The organism is Burkholderia sp. AU6039 (assembly GCF_002223365.1).
Classification (GTDB): domain Bacteria; phylum Pseudomonadota; class Gammaproteobacteria; order Burkholderiales; family Burkholderiaceae; genus Burkholderia.
In genome coordinates, this window is record NZ_NKFK01000005.1 from 402,963 (window position 1) to 419,828 (window position 16,866).

Consider the following 16,866-nt stretch of genomic DNA (forward strand, 5'->3'; position numbering starts at 1 on the left):
GTAGACTGCCGGTTTCGCTGTCGAAAAAGGGCGCGGTATGGACCGGTTCCTGAGCATCGAGGCATTCGTCCGGGTGGCGGAGGCGAGCAGCTTCGCCGAGGCGGCGCGGCAGCTTGGCGTGACCAGCTCGGTCGTGACGAACCGCATCCAGCAGCTCGAGAAGTTCGTCAACGCGCCGCTGTTCCATCGCAGCACGCGCCACGTGCGCCTGTCCGACGTGGGTGAGGCGTTTTATCGCGAATGCGCGGACGTGGTGGGGCGTGTCAACGAGCTGACCGACCAGATGCGCGAGCTGCGCGCGACCCCGACCGGGCGGCTGCGCATCCAGATGCTGCCCGGTTTCGCGCTCGATCACTTCGGCGCGCCGCTGGTGGAGTTCAACCGGCGCTACCCGGGCATCCAGCTCGACGTCATCGTCAATGACCGTGTCGTGGACCCTGTCGAAGAAGGGTTCGACATCGCGTTCCAGATCTTTCCGCCGATCTCCGAGTCGCTGATCGAACGGCGGCTGTTCACCGTCAGGCGCCTCTTCTGCGCGTCGCCAGCGTACCTCGACGCGCATGGTGCGCCACAACATCCGCGCGACCTGCTGCAGCACACCACCGCGCTCTATTCGGGCTATCCGTCGCGCAACCGCTGGACGATGACGCGCGGCGACGAGGTCGTCGAAATGGAGTTGCCGGGCATGATCCGCTCGAACTCCGTGCACCTGCTGCGCGAGTACGCGCTGTCCGGCGGCGGCGTCGTGTGCCTGCCGACGCTCGTGGCGAGCGAGGCGCTCGTCGCGGGCCGGCTGGTGCCGATCCTGACCGACTTTCAGCTCTCGCCGCTGAGCTTTGCCGCGGTTTATCCCGCAACGCAGCGACAGGCGTTGAAAGTGAAGGCGCTGGTCGAGTTCCTCGCGGAAACCATCGGCGACGAATCGCCGTGGGATCGTCCCCTTCTGGAGCGTGGCTGGGTGCGTTGAAGCGCGCGGATTATTCGCGAAACGCAAATGCCGTAGTCGCCGTCCCGTGCCTTGTTGCGGTGGGTGCTTGCCCCTAGAGTGGAATCCAACAAGCGGTTCAACTCAGGAGACAGAAATGACCGACACGGCATTCCACACCGTCTTTGGCTCGCTCAACGATTACCGGAAGGGCGAGATCGAAATCACGAGCGGCAGCGCTCAACACTACGCGTTCTCGAATGTCTTCGAGGTCGCATCGAAGTCGGCCCCTTATGAAAAGGTCGTCGCCGGCAAGAACCTCGAATACGTGATCGAAGTGCTGCGGACCGACGGCCAGTCGCCGTGGTTCGCATGCGCGCACGATGAGTTCGTGATCCAGATGGATGGCGAAGTCCGGATCGAATTCATCAAGCTCGATACGCCGCCGCAATCGGGCCGCGGCACCGTGAACGCCGGCACGCAGCCGGCCGGCCGCAAGATGGGCTACGTCGTATTGCGCCAGGGCCATCAGGCGCTGCTGCCGGCCGGCTGTGCATACCGCTTCACCGCCGGCAAGCCGGGCGTCGCACTCGTGCAGACCATCCTGGGCGAGCTGTCCGTGGAGAAGTGGGCCGACATCTGCCTGCACTGATTCGTCCGACCTCATTCGACACTTCCAGGAGACACGTTATGGCCACTCTCGACACCCTCGACACGTCCGCAGGCTTCGCCGCCGATCTGGTGCAAGCCACCGAACCCGATGCCGTCACCGGCTACCGCCGCTTCCAGCTCGGCGCATTCGAATTCCAGCGCGACGAATATTTCGTGAAGATCAGCTGGCCCGCGAAAGGCCAGACCCGCACGCACGCGATGCCGGCGGACGCGTTCCTGCGCGCGATGATGCGCGACGTGGCATGGGGCTTCTTTTACGGCTGGGTGAACTTCGACCACGTGTTCGGCACGCGCAACCACTACGGCAAGGTGGACATGTACGCAGGCACCTTCAACGGCATCCTGAAGGACGCCGGCGTGGACTACACCGAGACCTTCGACACGCCCACGATCATGGCGACCTTCAAGGCGATGCTGCACGACTGGACGAACGAAGGCTTCGATCCGTTCGCGGCGCCCGAGGAAACCGGCACGGCGTTCGGGCGCAAGCACGGCGAGAACGGCTCGGCGATCGAGCGCACGCGGATCGCGACGCGCCGCATGCCGGGCCTCGAAGGCGATTCGCCGCTGCGTGACGACCTGCCGGTCAACCGCGCGTTCCTCGACGTCGCGCAGGACGAACCGGAAGTGCACGTCGAGCCGGGCTTCGAAGGCGAGCTGCACGCATTCAACCTGTTCAAGTACCTGTCGCGTTCGGACGTGACGTGGAATCCGTCGGTCACGTCGGTGTGCGGGCGCAGCCTGTTCTGCCCGACCACCGAGGAATTCATCCTGCCGGTGTTTCATGGCAACGACCGCGTTGAATGGTTCCTGCAACTGTCCGACGAAATCGTGTGGGACATCGGCGACAAGAACACCGGCGCGCCGCGCGCCCGCGTGACGATGCGTGCCGGCGACATCTGCGCGATGCCTGCCGATATCCGGCATCAGGGCTATTCCACGAAGCGGTCGATGCTGCTGGTCTGGGAAAACGCGACACCGAACCTGCCGCAGCGCTATGAGAGCGGCGAGCTCGCGCCGTATCCGATCGCGTTCTGAGCGGCGCGCCGGTTTCCGCTTGCGCTTCACGCCATACACCGAGGACGATTCATGCAAACCCAACTCTTCATCGACGGGCGCTTCGTTGACGCCGTCGACCGCGGCACGATCGACGTGCTGAACCCGCACGACGGCTCCGTCATCACGAAGATCGCGGCCGCCGCCGCGGCGGACGTCGACCTGGCCGTCGAAGCCGCGACGCGCGCGTTCCCCAAATGGTCGGCGCTGCCGGCCGCCGAACGCGGCCGGTTGTTGCTGCGCCTGGCTGATGCGATCGAGGCCAACGCGGAGGAGCTGGCGCAACTCGAATCGCTGGACACCGGCCACCCGATCCGCGATTCGCGTGCGCTCGACGTGCCGCGCACGGCCGCGTGCTTCCGCTACTTCGGCGGCATGGCCGACAAGCTGCAAGGCTCCGTGATTCCTGTCGAGACGGGCTTCCTGAACTACGTGCAGCGCGCGCCGATCGGTGTCGTCGGCCAGATCGTGCCGTGGAATTTTCCGCTGATGTTCACGAGCTGGAAGATGGGCCCGGCGCTCGCGGCCGGCAACACGGTAGTGCTCAAGCCGTCGGAAATCACCCCGCTGTCGACGCTGCGCATCGTCGAGCTGATGGCCGAGGTCGGGTTTCCGGCGGGCGTCGTCAACATCGTCCCCGGCTATGGGCATACGGCCGGCCAGCGGCTCGCCGAACATCCGGGCGTCGGCAAGATCGCGTTCACGGGATCGACGGCCACCGGCCGCCGGATCGTCGAAGCGTCGCAGGGCAACCTGAAGCGCGTGCAGCTCGAACTGGGCGGCAAGGGCGCCAACATCGTGTTCGACGATGCCGATCTCGACGCGGCCATCAACGGCGCCGCGTGGGCGACCTTCCACAACCAGGGGCAGGCGTGCATCGCCGGCTCGCGTCTCGTGCTGCACGAGCGCATCGCCGATGCGTTCCTCGAGCGCTTCGTGGCGCTCGCATCGTCGATCCGGATCGGCAACCCGCTCGATGCGAACACCGAGATGGGACCGCTGACGTCGAAGCAGCACCTCGATCGCGTGCTGGCGTTCGTCGATGTCGCGCGCGAGCAGGGCGGCCGTGTGCTCACCGGCGGCAGCGCGCCGCAGGACCCCGCGCTCGCCAACGGCTACTACGTGCGCCCGACGGTCATCGAGGCCAGGAGTGCGGCCGACCGTATCGCGCAGGAAGAAGTGTTCGGCCCGTTCGTCACGGTGCTGCGCTTCGGCAGCGACGACGAAGCGCTGGCCATCGCGAACGCAACCGAATACGGGCTGGGCAGCGGCCTGTGGACGAAGGATCTGTCCCGCGCACACAAGATGGCGTCGCAGATCAACGCGGGCATGTGCTGGATCAACTGCTACAAGCGCGTCAATCCGGGCAGCCCGTTCGGCGGCGTCGGCCAGTCGGGCTACGGCCGCGAGATGGGCTTCGAGGCGATGCACGACTACACCGAGGCGCGGTCGGTGTGGGTCAACGTCGACGGCAACGTGCCGCCGCACTTCAAGCGCTGAGGTTCGCCATGGATCGCTTCGTCTATCAGGGCACCCCGTCCCGCGTGGTATTCGAATGGGGCGCGCTCGACAGGCTGCCGGACGAGCTGTCGACGCTCGGCGCCCGCCGCGCGCTGATCCTGTCCACGCCCGAGCAGCGGCCGCTCGCCGAGCGCGTGGAAGCGATCCTGGGCGAGCGCGCGGCCGGCATCTGTGCGCAGGCGGTCATGCACGTGCCGATCGAGGTCGCGCATGCGGCGCGCGAGATGGCTGCCGAGCTGGAAGCGGACTGTTGCGTCGCGATTGGCGGCGGGTCGACGATCGGGCTGGGCAAGGCGATTGCGCTCGAATCGGTGCTGCCGATCCTGGCCGTGCCGACGACGTACGCCGGCTCGGAGATGACGCCGATCTTCGGGCTCACGGAAGGCCGGCTGAAGCGCACCGGGCGCGACGCGCGCGTGCTGCCGCGGACGGTGCTCTACGACCCGTCGCTGACGTTGTCGCTGCCGCCGGACATTTCCGCGGCATCGGGCATCAATGCGATGGCGCATGCCGTCGAGGCGCTGTACGCGGAAGACGCGAACCCGGTGATCAGCCTGATGGCGGAAGAATCGATCCGCGCGCTCGGCGAAGCGCTGCCCGTGGTCGTGCGCGATCCGGCGAACCGCGACGCGCGTAGCCGCGCGCTGTACGGCGCGTGGCTTGCGGGAACCTGCCTGGGCGCAGTCGGCATGGCGCTGCATCACAAGCTGTGCCACACGCTCGGCGGCACCTTCAACCTGCCGCACGCGCAGACCCATGCGGCGATGCTGCCGCATACCGCGCACTACAACCACGCTGCCGCGCCCGATGCGCTGCGCCGCGTGGCGCGCGCGCTGGGCGGGAACGACGCGGCCGAAGCCGGCCCGCTGCTGTTCGCGCTGAACGCGCGGCTCGGCATCGCGCCGGCGCTCGCCGATATCGGAATGTCGGAGGCCGGCCTCGACGAAGCGGCCGATCTCGCGTGCCGCAACCCGTATGCGAATCCGCGGCCGATCGAGCGCGACGCGATTCGCGCGCTGCTTCAGCGCGCATGGGAAGGGCGCGCGCCGCAATGAAAGGCCGGATGCGCCAACGGAGACAACCATGAGCCTTGACCACCATGACGGTGACACCACGCTGGCCGAGCCGGTTGTCGCCCGCTTCGACGGCATGCCGAGCCCGCGCTTGCGTGCGCCGATGCAGCGCCTCGTGCGGCTTCTCCATGCGTTCGTCGTCAATCGGAGCTGACCGCCATGGCAAGATTTTTTGCGGTGTTTGCGACGGACCAGCCGGGCATGCGCGACGTGCGCGATCGCGTGCGGCCGATTCACCGGACGTACCTGCGCTCGGCCGACCAGCACGGCGTGGTGGTGCGGCTCGGCGGCCCGACGCTCGACCCGCACGGCGACGCGATGAACGGCACGCTGCTCGTCGTGGAGGCGGACGACATTCAGGCGGTGATGCAGTTCATCGGCAACGATCCGTATGTGAAGGAAGGGTTGTTCTCGCACGTGGAGGTTCGGCCGTGGGACTGGAGCCTCGGCAACCCCGAGCAGAGAGTGTGAATCATGGACGCACGACAACTCTGCCGGTTTTCCGACGTGCCAGACGGCGGCGCGCGGGTCGTCGACGAAGCATGCATCGGGCGCCCCGTGATCGTCGTGAGACGCGGTGAGCAGGTGTGGGCTTATGTGAATCGTTGCCCGCACTTTTCGGTGCCGCTCGATTTCGTGCCGGGTAGCGTTTCCTGCTACCGGTCGCAGGTGCTGATGTGCGCCCATCACAGTGCGCTGTTCCGGTTCGACGATGGCGTGTGTATCGACGGGCCGTGCTCGGGATGGGCGCTGGAGGCCGTGGTGGTGGAGGTGGATGCCGCCGCGTGGGTCGTCTATCGAGGCGCTTGATTCCGGTGTTTTGATGAAGGGCGGCCAGGGCCGTTCAATGCGACGGCCATCGTGTTTATCGATCAGTAAAGCTAATCATATTTCAGGTGTCTGGTAATCGATACCTGAATGACGGCGATTCCTTGTGCAGCAACGAGCGAGCACCTGCCACGTAGCAGGTGGTGGCCTCGCTTTTTCATAAAAAGACGGAGACGGAATGAAACTCAGGTTTGGAGCAGTGGCGATTCTCGCCGTGGCGCAGGGCGCATGGGCACAGAGCAGCGTGACGATGTTCGGGTTGATCGACGCGGGCGTCTCTTATGTCAGCAACGAAGGTGGCGGAAAGAACGTCAAATTTGACGACGGCATATTCGCGCCCAACCTCTTCGGCTTTCGCGGCACGGAAGACCTCGGGGGCGGATATCGCGCGATCTTCGCGCTGGTGAACCAGTTCTCGATGGCGAACGGCGCGATCATCGGCACAGGGATTTTTGGGCGCAATGCGTACGTGGGCCTCGAAAGCAACCGGTTCGGCAGTATCACGCTGGGCAATCAGTATGACTTCATGGTGGATTCGCTGTTTTCGAAGAACAACGCGATTTCACGGGATATCTCGGGGTTGTACGGTTTTCGTAATGGCCCGTTTCAACGTCTCGCGCTTCCGGACAATCCGACCGGTGCATTCGATTGGGATCGCACTGCGGGTAGCAAACCAATCGCGAATTCCGTCAAGTACAGTTCGCCGACGGTCTCGGGATTTTCCGGTGGTGCGATGTATGCGTTTGGTGGGGTGGCCGGGTCGGTCGGGGCGGACAATGCGGTCAGCGCCGGGGTGAACTACGAGATGGGGCCGTTCGGGGTGGGCGCGGCCTACACGAACGAGAAGTACGGCCCCGCGCCCGGCGTGCCGTCCACCAGCGTGCGCAACTGGGGCGTGGGGATGCATTACGACTTCGGTGTCGTCACAGCGAACGCGCTGATGACCACCGTACACAACTCGTTCAACGATGCCGGCGTGTGGATGGCCGAAGCGGGCGGGCTGTGGCACGTCAGGCCGGATGTCGTGCTGGGTGCGAAGTACATGTACATGAAAGGTAATGAAGCGGTGAACAACAACCACGCGCATCAGGTCAGCGTGGCGCTTCAGTACCTGTTCTCGAAGCGGACGATGGTGTATGTGTCGGCGGATTATCAGCGTGCGAACAACGGCGCGAACGCGCAGGTCAATGGCGTGCTGGACCCGAACGGGGCATCGAGTTCCGCGAGCCAGACGGTGGCGCGGGTGGGGTTGCATACGGTGTTTTGACGAGCCGATCCGGACCGAATCACGCGCCGCGCTATTCCAGCAGATAGCGCATCGTCGCGGCGCATGACGGGCAGAGTGTGCGAACGCGGCCATCCGTATGGCCGCGCAACGTGGCCGGATCGCCGCAACGCTCGCACATGCACTGGCTCAGGTTCGCCGCGGAGGCGAGCCAGCCGTCCACTTCGCGGGTCACGTTGCCGCGCACGCGGAAACGCAGGCCGCCGAGCTTCTCCTTCACTTCGAGCACGAGCAGCAGCGACTTGCGGGCTTGCGCTTCGAGCCGGCACGACAGCTGGTCGATGATCGCGTACCAGCCGTCGTCGCATTCGAACAGGCAACTCCCGGAGAACCGGGGCGCCAGCGCCTGATAGATGGTGGGGTAAGTGTCGACCAGCTTGTTTTCGAGTTCTCGATTCATCTGCAAATTCGCTCGTTCAATGAAGAATCAGCCCGGATTCGTTGTTGATGCCGTATGGCACGTGGCCGGTCGCGACCCGGTGTGCGGCTGATTCACAGTTGCGGACGTGATCGTCGAAGAAGATGTCGGGGCGAAATTCCGCGAGGAAGCCAGCCTTGTTCCTGCCGCCGAGGAACATCGCTTCATCGACCGTGATACCCCACGCGATCAGCGTGCGAATGGCGCGCTCGTGTGCCGGGGCGCTGCGTGCGGTCACCAGCGCGGTGCGCACGTTGATGCCGGATGCGCGCATGCCGCGCAGCGCACACAGGGCAACGAGGAACGGCTTGAGCGGGCCAGGCTGCAGCGGCGCGTGCGCATGACGCGTTTCATGGTCGTTGAATGCGGACAGCCGACGCCGTTGGAACACGCGCTCCGCTTCATCGCTGAAGAGGACGGCATCCCCGTCGAAGGCGATGCGCAATTCGTCGTCGTGCGTGCAGCCGGCAGAGGCGGGCGCCGGATACAGGCAGGCCGCCGGGAACCCGGCGGCCATCGCGTTCTCGACATCCCCGGCATGCGTCGAAAGGAACAGGTTGGCGCCCAGCGGTGCGAGGTAGCGATGAGGCTGCGCACCGCCGGTGAAGATCGCCCGGTGAATCGCCAGCCCGTGATGCCGCGCCGACGCAAACACCCGGAGGCCGGTCGCGGGGTCGTTGCGCGACAGAATCGCGACGTCAACGGTTGCCTCGTCGTCGCGATTGAATGCCAGCAGCTTGCGCACCAGCGGGAACGCGACACCGGGGCCGGCCGGCACGTCGAGCCTCGACGCCTGCAGCGCTCGGTAAGCCGACGGATCATCGTCCCGATACACGAGATGCTCCGCGTCGAAATCGAACAGTGCCCGCGCGGAAACCGCAACGGTGATTTTCATGCCTGAATTCATGGGCTCTCCAATGACTGCAGGCGAGGATGCGGCACACCTGGGACAAATCGTGTCCTGATAGTCCCGCGGAATCGTGTCGCGTGGTCGAAAGTGTTCTACGCGGCATCATCCGACGCGCGTCTGAAGCGCGGTCTTTCGCAGCATGTTCGTTCGGGACATGAATTGTCCCGAACGAACATCACTATCCGGCCTGACGCATCGATCAAAGAGGCGGCTGCGAACCTAAAGTTGGCTGCTGTTGGCGCCGTTAAGTCGATGGAATATTTCTCGGCTTCAGGCGCGAGATGCGCATGCCCCCACAGCCGCCGTTGCGGCCCGACGCATGCCCGACGTGAACGGGTGGCGTTGGAATGACGATACAGACCGGAGATTGACATGCTTAACAGAGAGGCGGCAGCGACCGCACGCAGCCAGCTCGAGGCAGCAGCCAAGGAATACGACAAGCGCCAAGGTGCGGTGCAGGCGCTCGCGACGGAGCTTTACATGCTGCGGCGCGAGAGCAGTGAACTGCTGATCGGCGAAGTCGAGGCCTACGTCAACAGCCTGGCATCGACGCCGAAGGAGTTCGATCGCGCGTTTGCTGAATACAAGGTCGAATACCGGACCTTCGAAGGCGTGGTGACCGAAGTCGACCGGCAAATGCACGACATCAACGTGACGGGCGGCGCGGCGACGGGCGTGGGTGTGGCCGCCGGCGCATCGACCGCGTTGCTGGCGCCGACGGCGGCGATGGCCATCGCGACCACGTTCGGCACGGCGTCGACGGGCACGGCAATCGCATCGCTCTCCGGCGCCGCGGCGACCAACGCCGCGCTGGCGTGGCTGGGTGGCGGCGCGCTGGCGGCGGGCGGCGGCGGGATGTCCGCGGGCGGCGCGCTGCTCGCGCTGGCCGGCCCGGTGGGCTGGACGCTGGCCGGCGCGGCCGTCGTGGGCGGCGGCGTGTTCATGTGGCGCGCCAATGCGAAGGCCGCGGAGGAAGCACACCAGCGGCGTATCCCGATCGAGAAAGGGATCGCGTCGCTCCGGATGGCCGCAGGCGAAATCGACGGGCTCAAGACGCTGACGCTGACCCATTCGGCCGGCATGAAATCCTTGCTTGCCGCGCTGAAGCAAACCGCGCCGACCGACTACGGCCAGTTTTCGGCGGAAAGCAAGGATGCGCTGGGCGCCCTCATCAATCACGTTCGCGCACTGTCCGCGCTGTTGAACAAAACCATCCTGGCCGAGGCAGCCTGAGCCCGAACATGACAACTCAATCGTCAGCGGACCTTGGCGGGAGCGACGCGTTGCCCGAGGCCGCTTCATTCCCTCGCACGTCGAGCCTGGCCGACCAGGCCGCGGGTGTCGTGGTTGATGCGATCAACAGTGCGCGCGTGGCCGCCGAAGCGGCATTGCAGTCGGCGCAGGATCGCGCGTTCGACAGCGCGATGGACGCAATGAACACGTTGCGCGAATTCATCGGTGAACCCGGGAAGATTCTCGGCCGGATGGACACGAAGCACGGCGAGATCGCGGAGCAGGTCGAAGTCGCGGTTCGCCGCGCCCGCGATTTCCTCGCGCAGGTCGCACCCGGCGCGACCTTCGAGGGTGTCGGGCGAACGGCGCCGATGGACTATCGAATCGACGGCATCGACTTTCAGTCGAAGTTCATCAACGGTTCGAGCAAGGGGCTGACGCATGTGCTCGAGCATATGGGCAAGTACAAGGATTTCGCGACCGACGGCGTCTATCACATTCCGAAGGACCAGCACGCGCAGATTCTCGAGGTGCTGAAGGGCAATACCGGCGAACTGAGCGACAAGACGATCCGTGCGATTCAGGAGAAGGTCGCGCAAATCGAACTGGCGAGCGGCAAGCCGTTTTCGGCGGTCGTGCAGCCGTCGGTATCGACCTACAGTGAAGTTCAGCTCGGCAAGGTCGACGAAACGGTCAACGGCCATGAACAGGATCTCAAGCAGCAGAACGAGACGCTCAAGGACCAGATCCGCATCGAACACGAGCCTTCCGTCGCCGAAGGGTTGAAGGCAGCAGGCGGCGCGGCGGCGGTTGGCGCGGCGGTCAGCCTGACCACGAAGCTGTGGCAGAAGTATCGGGACGGGAAGAACATTTTCGCCGGCGACTTCAACGCCGAAGACTGGGCGGAGGTCGGCCTGTCCACCGCAAAGGGGGCGGCCGGTGGCGCCATTGCCGGCGGGGCCATCTACGCGCTGACGAACTGCGCCGAGATGTCCGCGCCTTTTGCGGGGGCTTTCGTCAGCGCCGCCAAAGGGATGGCGGTGCTCGTGGCCGACTATCGGTCGGGGAAGATTTCGGTCGATGCGCTCATCGACAATGGGATGTTCGTTTGCAGCGACGCGGCGATCGTGGGGCTGTGCACGGCAGCCGGTCAGGCGTTGATTCCGGTGCCGGTGCTGGGCGCCGTCCTGGGTTCCATCGCGGGCAAGTTCCTGTCGACCTTCATCGGGAAGAAGGCGCGCGAAGTGACCGACAGGCTCGCCGAGCGTACGAAACGCATCGTGGCTGCGCTCGATGCCGAAGTCCGCAAGATCCTTGCGTTCCTCGAAGCGGAATTCGAGCGGCTGGGCGAGCTCACCACGGCGGCGTTCGACCTCAAGGCCAACGTGCGTCTGCTCGAGTCGAGCCTGACGCTTGCCCGTGCACACGGCGTGAGCGAATCGCTGCTGATCAAGGGCGACGCCGACCTGGACGCTTTCATGACGGGGCGGTAAGCCGCGTCGACAACCACTGAGGAACGCTTGACATGACGATTTTCTGGATTGCACTGATGACGGCGCTCAATGGATGCCTCGAGATTCTGGGGACCCTCCTCGGCACGGCGCTGGCGGCTACCTTCATCTGCTTTCTGATCGCCGCGTTGATTGCGATGGTGATCGAAATGTTCAAGGACGAGCCCGCGGCTGCGTAATGCCCGGTGGGCACACGGCGCACATCGAAGCAGCGATTGAACGATCCGGACTCGGGCAGCGGCCCGTGTTCGGCCGACGAATGGATCTGTCGTCCCCGGCGACACAAGAAAACGAAAAGAACATGACCTACGAATTTGTTGAGAAATGGTGGAGCCTGAGCGCGCTGCTGCAAGTGGCGGACGACGACGATCTCGCCATCCTGGCCGAGCACCTGACCGACAAGGGGAAGGGCCGCAGTGCGCTGTCGGGCACGCGGCTCGCGCAGTTGACGGCCTGTTGCGAATCGGGCGTATTCGGGCACGTCGACCGCAACGACATCGCGAGCGAAATCCGCCTGTTTGGCGGCAACAGCATCGCCAATGCCATGCGCGGCGGCGAAGGCGTGTCGTACCAGGAACTCGTCGTCGACGTGGCGAAGCACCTGAAGATCGATGTGGAAAGCTGGGAGTCGGCGCTTTCTGTCGAGACGCAGATGCTTCGCAAGCTGTTTCTGAATGCGCTCGATGCGATGACCGGCGACATGCGCCGAACCATCCTGTCGGATGTCGGCCTCGGCGCGCTGGCCGATTTCGGGCGCGCGGAGATTGCCGCCGCGTTGCGCGAAGCGCCCGCTCACGGCGACATCCGGGTGAAGGTGGCGGCGTTCGTCGCCGAGTCGACGGCTGCGACCGTTCTCGGCCGGGGGCTTGCCATCGCGGGCAAAGCCGGCGCGGCGTCGACCATGCTCGCATCCGGCGCCGTGGCTGCTGCCGCGAGTGTCGTTGCCCCGCTCGGGCTGGTGTTCGGTGCGGTGGCGCTGGCGGGGCCCGCCTATCGCGTCTCCGTCCCGTGTGTGGTCCAGGTGGCCTACATCCGGGAGAAGGCGTACCACAAGGTGCAGAACGGCGGCGCGCTCGACGTCGTCGGCCCGGCGGCTTCGTCGGAAAAGATGCCGTCGATGCCGCCGGTGCCGGATATCGGTACGTACGCGATACCCTTGCTTCCCAAGATCAAGCGCATCAAAACGTACTGACGTCGAATTCGGCCGGTCGTGCCGGCGCGCGTTAGACGAAGGAGAGGGCGGCTTTTGCCGACCCTCGGTTGACGGTCGATCCTTCTGTCGGGGTCACGACGTCATCGGTGGACACGCTTGCGTGGTTCGGGCTGCGCCGTATCGTGCGGCAAGCCGTTCGTACTCGCGTGCGAATTCGTCGCGCAGGGACGCCGGCGCGAGGATTTCCGCATTCGCCCCGAAGGAGCGGAGCCACCAGCGCAGCTTCAGGCTCGGAATGACGGTGCCGCTCACTTTCAGTCTTCCATCGGGCAGGGTTTCCAGCTTCTGGTCCCTGGCCATCGGCGTTTCCTTGAGATGGTTGCCGGCGCTGCCGTCGAACGCGATGCTCAGGTGAATGGCCGGCTCGGTCAGGAAGTTGAAAGCCTGCTCTCCATCGATATAGGTGCGCAGATGAAAATCGCCAGGATAGTTGAACGTCTTGCCGGATTCGCTCGCCGACACGATCCGGTCCAGCCGGAACAGACTGCGAAGCCACTGGATTCTCGGCTTGTCCTTGCGTGGCTCGAATGACGGATCCTGCGCCACCATGTACATCACGCCGGCCGACTCCACCAGGGCGAGCGGCCACAGGATCTTCGGCTTCAGGTCTTCCGTGTCGGGCTTGCCGGCCGGGCGATACTTGACGAGCACTTCGCGCTCGAAGAACGTTGCGGTCGCAATGACCTGGAAGATCTCTTCACTCAGGTTGGGGCGGATGAGGGTGAAGTTGCCGTCGACCGAATCGACCTTGTCGGGCCACGCCTGGTAGATCCGGCTGTCGGCCTTCTCCTGCGACAGCCGTACGTCGGCTGCGGCGAAGAGCGGTTCGAGATCCTTGGTCACCGCGGCCGGGAGCTTGGTCCCCGCGAAGCGCTGGAGGATGTGGAACGCAACGGCCTCGGCCGCGCCCATGAGACTCGGGCTGTCGCGCGTGCCTTGCAGCCACGGCTTGCGCTGCCAGAGCAATTCGCGTCCACGAGAGGTCGAGATGACGACCTTGTCCTTCTCCAGCTTCATCAGTTCCCGCAAGACCTTCTTCGGGTATTTCGTGCGGTGTCCTCGCTCTTCGAGCTGTTGCCGGACTTCAGACGTGGAAATCCAGTCCGTCGCATCGCGGTGGGTCGGCAGGATGCGCAGAATTGCTTCGTCTAATGATGTTGTCACTGGTCCCTCGATCACGCTTTTTTGGTCGATTTCTCCGCGCACCGTCGATGCGATTGCGCGCGATGACGTCGATGCTAAAGAAGAATCGGATTCTACGTACGATCGGGACACAAATTGTTCCGATGCACATCGATACTGTTCGGCAGTTTGGTGTCGGGATTGCGATCGGGCGATGCATTGCGCGGAAGGTTGAAAGGGCCGCAAGCGTCTGCGGGTCCTTTGTGACGCAGAAAGTTCGGGAATTTGCGAACCGCTCACTAAAGTTGCGGTGCTGATTGTCGATAGTTATTTATGTATTGAAGCATCGTGTCTGATCACTCGATTCAAGGAGAGTCAAATGAAGAACTACACCGTATCCTACGAATTGCGCAAAGGTTCGAGCGCCAGCCGATATACCGTCATGGTCAAGGCCGAATCGGATTTCATGGCCATGAAGCAGGCCGAAGGCAAGGCGCGCAGCCAGCACTCGAGCAAATTCTCCAGCGGTTACGAATTCAACTTGATCGAGATCCGGTAACGGGAGACGCGACATGGGTAAGTACTTTGGTCTGGGCGACGACTGGAAGGAACTGACAGGCAGCTACCGGAGCGGCGGGGATCGTGCTACTGCCGGTTTGAAGCTGCTCGGGAAAGGGTTGTTCAACGTCGGGAAATTCGCGGTGACCGAGGTTGTGCCGGGAATGGTTTCCCAGGCAGGGAAGCGGGCGGAAGAGCATCTCGATAAGAATCGGGAAAACATGTCGTCGGAGCAGATCGCGCGCGCCGAGGAGCTTTCCGAGAATGGCCGGCAGGTACGTGAGCGCCACGAAAAGATTCGCGATGTCGACTGGAAAATTTCCGATCTGGAATTGAAGCTCAAGGAACTTCCCGAGGACGATTACAGGCGTGAAGAACTGGAGAGCCAGATCGAAAGCTTGCGCAGTTCCCGCCCATCCAGTGCGTTTCATGACTAACGGGATGCAGTTGCTTCGATAACGCGAAGTCGGGCTTGCGGTCGACAGTGAAGGGCGCTTGTGCGCTCTTTGTCTTTTCTGCGCTGCCGCATTGCCCGATGGCATTTTGCATCGGCTCGCCATTTCTCTACGACGATCGCTTCAATATGGTCCCGGTGTTCACGTGAACGGGTATTGAAATGACGCATGTGCTGTTTTTACGGGGGGCATGTGAATCTGGAAGAACTGAAGCAACTCGAATCTCGATGGAAGGGCCCTGAAGCGAATAAGGGCCTCGACGACATTGCGCGGAGCGAGGCGATCGTCGACTGGCAGCCGATCGAAGGGTTGATGCCGTATCGAGACAAGTGGGCTGCAGTCGTCGATGGTCCGGACTTGAATCAAGAGGAAGCGCGGCCGGAACTCTCCGCCGCATACGTCGATGCCGTCAGAAAACTTTGGCTCGGCACCGATGTCGACGAGCCTGCCAGCAGCGGCCCCGGCCACTGCGGAAACGCGGGCCATTTCCACTGCTACAAAACCACTACCAGGGGGAAGGGGGCGCGCGTCTGGGAGCCGTGGCGACGTCAGAGCAGCGGCGCGGTCACGTGGTGGTGTTCGAGTTTGCAGGAGGCCGGACATCGCTACTCGTGGCCGAACCATCCCGCTGGGACGTTCGAACAGTTGAGCGCCGCGCTCCAAGGCGCGATGCGCGCCGGAAATGAAGTGACAACGAATGTGGTGTGCCGGAAGATTCTGGATTGGGGAGGCGTTCGCGGCCGTCCGCATGCTGCTCGCGTCGACTGGCTCGACGAACAAACGCAACGGGGAAACCTGATATCGAGCATTCGCATCGCGACGCGCGCGCTGCGCGCAACGTCGACGTCGAGTCTCGATCCGGTGTTTTCGGAGGGTGGCATTCCGATGACGTCCGGGACGACGAAAATCTTTGCGGCCGCGGCAATGGATTTTTCTGCAGGATGGTTCGCGCCCACGCAAGACGTGCTCATTTTCGACGGTCGTGTCACGGGGGCGCTTGGCCTCATCGCACGCCGCGTTTCCCACGCACTGCCGGATGCGTTCCGTTTCCCGTCAAGCCGGGAATCGAAGCGCCGCCGCGACGCGTCATGCGCGCATCTCACGTTGCCGAACTTGCACAGCCTGACCAACGTCGAGCGGGCGAGATTCGCACGTCTGGGCGCTTACTGCATCGACCGGATCGTCGGCAAGTCCGAATTCCTGCTGGCGGAGAAAGCGCTGTTCATGATTGGCTACGATGTCCGGTGGCGATGCGATAGCCAAAGTCGGGCCTGTCCGTAAGGACTTGATGGAGACCCCACTCGTCTCACCGCGCACGTCGGCGTGCGGTGAGAATAATTAAGGTTGCTACCTCACCATTTCCTTCACGCAGCGTCTGCTGGGCGCCCGCAATTTGAACGTCTACGGGCGCCACCGGTGCGCGGGCTGGATCGGTGGCGCCGTCCGGCCAAAATGTCGCTCTCCGGGCACGCCTTGCCTGATATCGGATTTTCGGTATAATGAACCAACGTTCGGAATGTCGAACGTGAGAAGTCAAGCATCCAGAGTCGGATTCTCCGACGCCAACCTGCCCTCCCGGGCAAGGTGGACGCCTCTGAGGCGATGCGGCCGATTTACGGCAACGAAACGGGAGCAGCATGGCTGGCACCGGTTCGATAACCACTCATCCGGAGCAACCATGCGTCAAGCTACCTCTGCCTCCTGTCCGACAGTCTGTGAAGACTGGTCACACTTCCTTCCTGGTTTCACGCTGACGCATACGGTTCATCTCGTGTCGAGACGGAATCCGGGCATCGTCTCGACCGCGGCTGCCGTGCTCGAAGGTGAAACCGCCACGGTCGACCGTTGGGCCATCACCCGCTGTGGTGACGTTCTCGAGCAAAAGATCGTTCTCGGGGAAATGACGGAAGGGCAGGCGGTGCGGCTGCGCGAGCGACTGGCCGCGCTCGAGGGCGTACTGCGCACGAGGGTGGAGCATCATTTCGTGCGGGGTGGGGCGGCCGCCTCCGACAATACTCTCGACAGTCTCAAGCAACGGACAAATGCCTGTTGTCCGTTGCGTTGAAGTGGGCGTCAGGCGCATCTT

The 16,866-nt window shown here is 63.9% G+C and carries 21 protein-coding genes and 1 riboswitch; of the genes, 17 read left to right on the top strand and 4 right to left on the bottom strand.

Going from position 1 to position 16,866, the window contains the following annotated elements; translation table 11 throughout:
• Positions 1–37: 37 nt before the first annotated feature.
• The 9 genes from CFB39_RS19590 (at position 38) to CFB39_RS19625 (ending at position 7,342) form a co-directional block, all read left to right on the top strand.
• Positions 38–967, top strand: coding sequence for a LysR family transcriptional regulator (locus CFB39_RS19590; RefSeq protein WP_089474086.1), 930 nt, complete (start codon positions 38–40; stop codon positions 965–967).
• A 115-nt stretch (positions 968–1,082) separates the two neighbouring features.
• A complete protein-coding gene (locus CFB39_RS19595) occupies positions 1,083–1,577 on the top strand; it encodes a hydroxyquinol 1,2-dioxygenase (RefSeq protein WP_089474087.1) in 495 nt (164 codons plus the stop codon).
• Between the two features lie 38 nt (positions 1,578–1,615).
• Positions 1,616–2,635: a hydroxyquinol 1,2-dioxygenase gene (locus CFB39_RS19600; RefSeq protein WP_089474088.1), complete on the top strand. Its 1,020-nt coding sequence runs from the start codon at positions 1,616–1,618 to the stop codon at positions 2,633–2,635.
• A 51-nt stretch (positions 2,636–2,686) separates the two neighbouring features.
• A complete protein-coding gene (locus CFB39_RS19605) occupies positions 2,687–4,153 on the top strand; it encodes an aldehyde dehydrogenase family protein (RefSeq protein WP_089474089.1) in 1,467 nt (488 codons plus the stop codon).
• An 8-nt stretch (positions 4,154–4,161) separates the two neighbouring features.
• Positions 4,162–5,229 carry a maleylacetate reductase gene (locus tag CFB39_RS19610; RefSeq protein ID WP_089474090.1) on the top strand — a complete coding sequence of 356 codons (1,068 nt, stop codon included), beginning with the start codon at positions 4,162–4,164 and terminating at the stop codon, positions 5,227–5,229.
• A 28-nt stretch (positions 5,230–5,257) separates the two neighbouring features.
• Complete coding sequence (locus CFB39_RS40270; RefSeq protein ID WP_175239312.1) at positions 5,258–5,401, top strand: hypothetical protein; 144 nt, start codon at positions 5,258–5,260, stop codon at positions 5,399–5,401.
• A 5-nt stretch (positions 5,402–5,406) separates the two neighbouring features.
• Positions 5,407–5,718 (top strand): YciI family protein, encoded by a 312-nt coding sequence (locus tag CFB39_RS19615; protein ID WP_046549162.1) that lies wholly within the window; start codon positions 5,407–5,409, stop codon positions 5,716–5,718.
• A 3-nt stretch (positions 5,719–5,721) separates the two neighbouring features.
• Complete coding sequence (locus CFB39_RS19620; protein ID WP_089474091.1) at positions 5,722–6,057, top strand: Rieske 2Fe-2S domain-containing protein; 336 nt, start codon at positions 5,722–5,724, stop codon at positions 6,055–6,057.
• 196 nt (positions 6,058–6,253) lie between these two features.
• Positions 6,254–7,342, top strand: coding sequence for a porin (locus tag CFB39_RS19625; protein WP_089474092.1), 1,089 nt, complete (start codon positions 6,254–6,256; stop codon positions 7,340–7,342).
• A 31-nt stretch (positions 7,343–7,373) separates the two neighbouring features.
• Here CFB39_RS19625 and CFB39_RS19630 read toward each other — a convergent pair whose 3' ends face one another.
• On the bottom strand, positions 7,374–7,760 hold the full coding sequence (locus CFB39_RS19630; protein ID WP_144030282.1) for a hypothetical protein: 387 nt from the start codon (positions 7,758–7,760) through the stop codon (positions 7,374–7,376).
• Positions 7,761–7,776: 16 nt separating this feature from the next.
• Positions 7,777–8,685 (bottom strand): 5'-nucleotidase, encoded by a 909-nt coding sequence (locus tag CFB39_RS19635; RefSeq protein WP_089474094.1) that lies wholly within the window; start codon positions 8,683–8,685, stop codon positions 7,777–7,779.
• 375 nt (positions 8,686–9,060) lie between these two features.
• Between CFB39_RS19635 and CFB39_RS19640 the strand changes: the two genes are divergently transcribed.
• The gene (locus CFB39_RS19640) at positions 9,061–9,921 is read left to right on the top strand and encodes a hypothetical protein (RefSeq protein WP_089474095.1); all 861 of its coding nucleotides are present in this window, start codon (positions 9,061–9,063) and stop codon (positions 9,919–9,921) included.
• A gap of 65 nt (positions 9,922–9,986) precedes the next feature.
• Here CFB39_RS19640 and CFB39_RS40590 read toward each other — a convergent pair whose 3' ends face one another.
• Entirely contained in the window at positions 9,987–10,364 is a 378-nt protein-coding gene (locus CFB39_RS40590; protein WP_218828880.1) for a hypothetical protein, read from the bottom strand.
• Positions 10,365–10,376: 12 nt separating this feature from the next.
• Between CFB39_RS40590 and CFB39_RS19645 the strand changes: the two genes are divergently transcribed.
• From CFB39_RS19645 to CFB39_RS19650, 3 genes are all read left to right on the top strand, one after another.
• Complete coding sequence (locus tag CFB39_RS19645) at positions 10,377–11,414, top strand: hypothetical protein (protein ID WP_218829809.1); 1,038 nt, start codon at positions 10,377–10,379, stop codon at positions 11,412–11,414.
• Positions 11,415–11,446: 32 nt separating this feature from the next.
• Positions 11,447–11,611 (top strand): hypothetical protein, encoded by a 165-nt coding sequence (locus tag CFB39_RS40275; RefSeq protein ID WP_179257709.1) that lies wholly within the window; start codon positions 11,447–11,449, stop codon positions 11,609–11,611.
• Positions 11,612–11,733: 122 nt separating this feature from the next.
• The gene (locus CFB39_RS19650; RefSeq protein ID WP_089474096.1) at positions 11,734–12,624 is read left to right on the top strand and encodes a hypothetical protein; all 891 of its coding nucleotides are present in this window, start codon (positions 11,734–11,736) and stop codon (positions 12,622–12,624) included.
• Between the two features lie 93 nt (positions 12,625–12,717).
• On the opposite strand, the gene CFB39_RS19655 is transcribed toward CFB39_RS19650, so the two are convergent.
• Positions 12,718–13,920, bottom strand: a complete 1,203-nt coding sequence (locus CFB39_RS19655; RefSeq protein WP_306426928.1) for a YafY family protein — start codon at positions 13,918–13,920, stop codon at positions 12,718–12,720.
• Positions 13,921–14,146: 226 nt separating this feature from the next.
• Between CFB39_RS19655 and CFB39_RS19660 the strand changes: the two genes are divergently transcribed.
• The 4 genes from CFB39_RS19660 to CFB39_RS40280 all read left to right on the top strand — a co-directional run bounded on the left by CFB39_RS19660 (position 14,147) and on the right by CFB39_RS40280 (position 16,845).
• Positions 14,147–14,326, top strand: coding sequence for a hypothetical protein (locus CFB39_RS19660; RefSeq protein ID WP_089428376.1), 180 nt, complete (start codon positions 14,147–14,149; stop codon positions 14,324–14,326).
• A gap of 13 nt (positions 14,327–14,339) precedes the next feature.
• Entirely contained in the window at positions 14,340–14,762 is a 423-nt protein-coding gene (locus tag CFB39_RS19665) for a hypothetical protein (protein ID WP_089474098.1), read from the top strand.
• A 210-nt stretch (positions 14,763–14,972) separates the two neighbouring features.
• Positions 14,973–16,061, top strand: a complete 1,089-nt coding sequence (locus CFB39_RS39510; protein WP_144030283.1) for a hypothetical protein — start codon at positions 14,973–14,975, stop codon at positions 16,059–16,061.
• 251 nt (positions 16,062–16,312) lie between these two features.
• Positions 16,313–16,416, top strand: a riboswitch (SAM-I-IV-variant riboswitch).
• 42 nt (positions 16,417–16,458) lie between these two features.
• Positions 16,459–16,845, top strand: a complete 387-nt coding sequence (locus CFB39_RS40280) for a hypothetical protein (RefSeq protein ID WP_179257710.1) — start codon at positions 16,459–16,461, stop codon at positions 16,843–16,845.
• Positions 16,846–16,866: the final 21 nt, after the last annotated feature.

Excerpts from the sequence above, each read along its gene's own strand:
- CFB39_RS19605 (WP_089474089.1), top strand. The coding sequence starts at position 2,687 with ATGCAAACCCAACTCTTCATCGACGGGCGCTTCGTTGACGCCGTCGAC.
- CFB39_RS19600 (WP_089474088.1), top strand. The coding sequence starts at position 1,616 with ATGGCCACTCTCGACACCCTCGACACGTCCGCAGGCTTCGCCGCCGAT.
- CFB39_RS19635 (WP_089474094.1), bottom strand. The coding sequence starts at position 8,685 with ATGAATTCAGGCATGAAAATCACCGTTGCGGTTTCCGCGCGGGCACTG.
- CFB39_RS40590 (WP_218828880.1), bottom strand. The coding sequence starts at position 10,364 with ATGCGTCAGCCCCTTGCTCGAACCGTTGATGAACTTCGACTGAAAGTC.
- CFB39_RS19645 (WP_218829809.1), top strand. The coding sequence starts at position 10,377 with ATGGGCAAGTACAAGGATTTCGCGACCGACGGCGTCTATCACATTCCG.
- CFB39_RS19660 (WP_089428376.1), top strand. The coding sequence starts at position 14,147 with ATGAAGAACTACACCGTATCCTACGAATTGCGCAAAGGTTCGAGCGCC.
- CFB39_RS19615 (WP_046549162.1), top strand. The coding sequence starts at position 5,407 with ATGGCAAGATTTTTTGCGGTGTTTGCGACGGACCAGCCGGGCATGCGC.
- CFB39_RS19630 (WP_144030282.1), bottom strand. The coding sequence starts at position 7,760 with ATGAATCGAGAACTCGAAAACAAGCTGGTCGACACTTACCCCACCATC.
- CFB39_RS19665 (WP_089474098.1), top strand. The coding sequence starts at position 14,340 with ATGGGTAAGTACTTTGGTCTGGGCGACGACTGGAAGGAACTGACAGGC.
- CFB39_RS19595 (WP_089474087.1), top strand. The coding sequence starts at position 1,083 with ATGACCGACACGGCATTCCACACCGTCTTTGGCTCGCTCAACGATTAC.
- CFB39_RS19610 (WP_089474090.1), top strand. The coding sequence starts at position 4,162 with ATGGATCGCTTCGTCTATCAGGGCACCCCGTCCCGCGTGGTATTCGAA.
- CFB39_RS19640 (WP_089474095.1), top strand. The coding sequence starts at position 9,061 with ATGCTTAACAGAGAGGCGGCAGCGACCGCACGCAGCCAGCTCGAGGCA.
- CFB39_RS19625 (WP_089474092.1), top strand. The coding sequence starts at position 6,254 with ATGAAACTCAGGTTTGGAGCAGTGGCGATTCTCGCCGTGGCGCAGGGC.
- CFB39_RS40275 (WP_179257709.1), top strand. The coding sequence starts at position 11,447 with ATGACGATTTTCTGGATTGCACTGATGACGGCGCTCAATGGATGCCTC.
- CFB39_RS40270 (WP_175239312.1), top strand. The coding sequence starts at position 5,258 with ATGAGCCTTGACCACCATGACGGTGACACCACGCTGGCCGAGCCGGTT.
- CFB39_RS40280 (WP_179257710.1), top strand. The coding sequence starts at position 16,459 with ATGCGTCAAGCTACCTCTGCCTCCTGTCCGACAGTCTGTGAAGACTGG.
- CFB39_RS19650 (WP_089474096.1), top strand. The coding sequence starts at position 11,734 with ATGACCTACGAATTTGTTGAGAAATGGTGGAGCCTGAGCGCGCTGCTG.
- CFB39_RS19620 (WP_089474091.1), top strand. The coding sequence starts at position 5,722 with ATGGACGCACGACAACTCTGCCGGTTTTCCGACGTGCCAGACGGCGGC.
- CFB39_RS19590 (WP_089474086.1), top strand. The coding sequence starts at position 38 with ATGGACCGGTTCCTGAGCATCGAGGCATTCGTCCGGGTGGCGGAGGCG.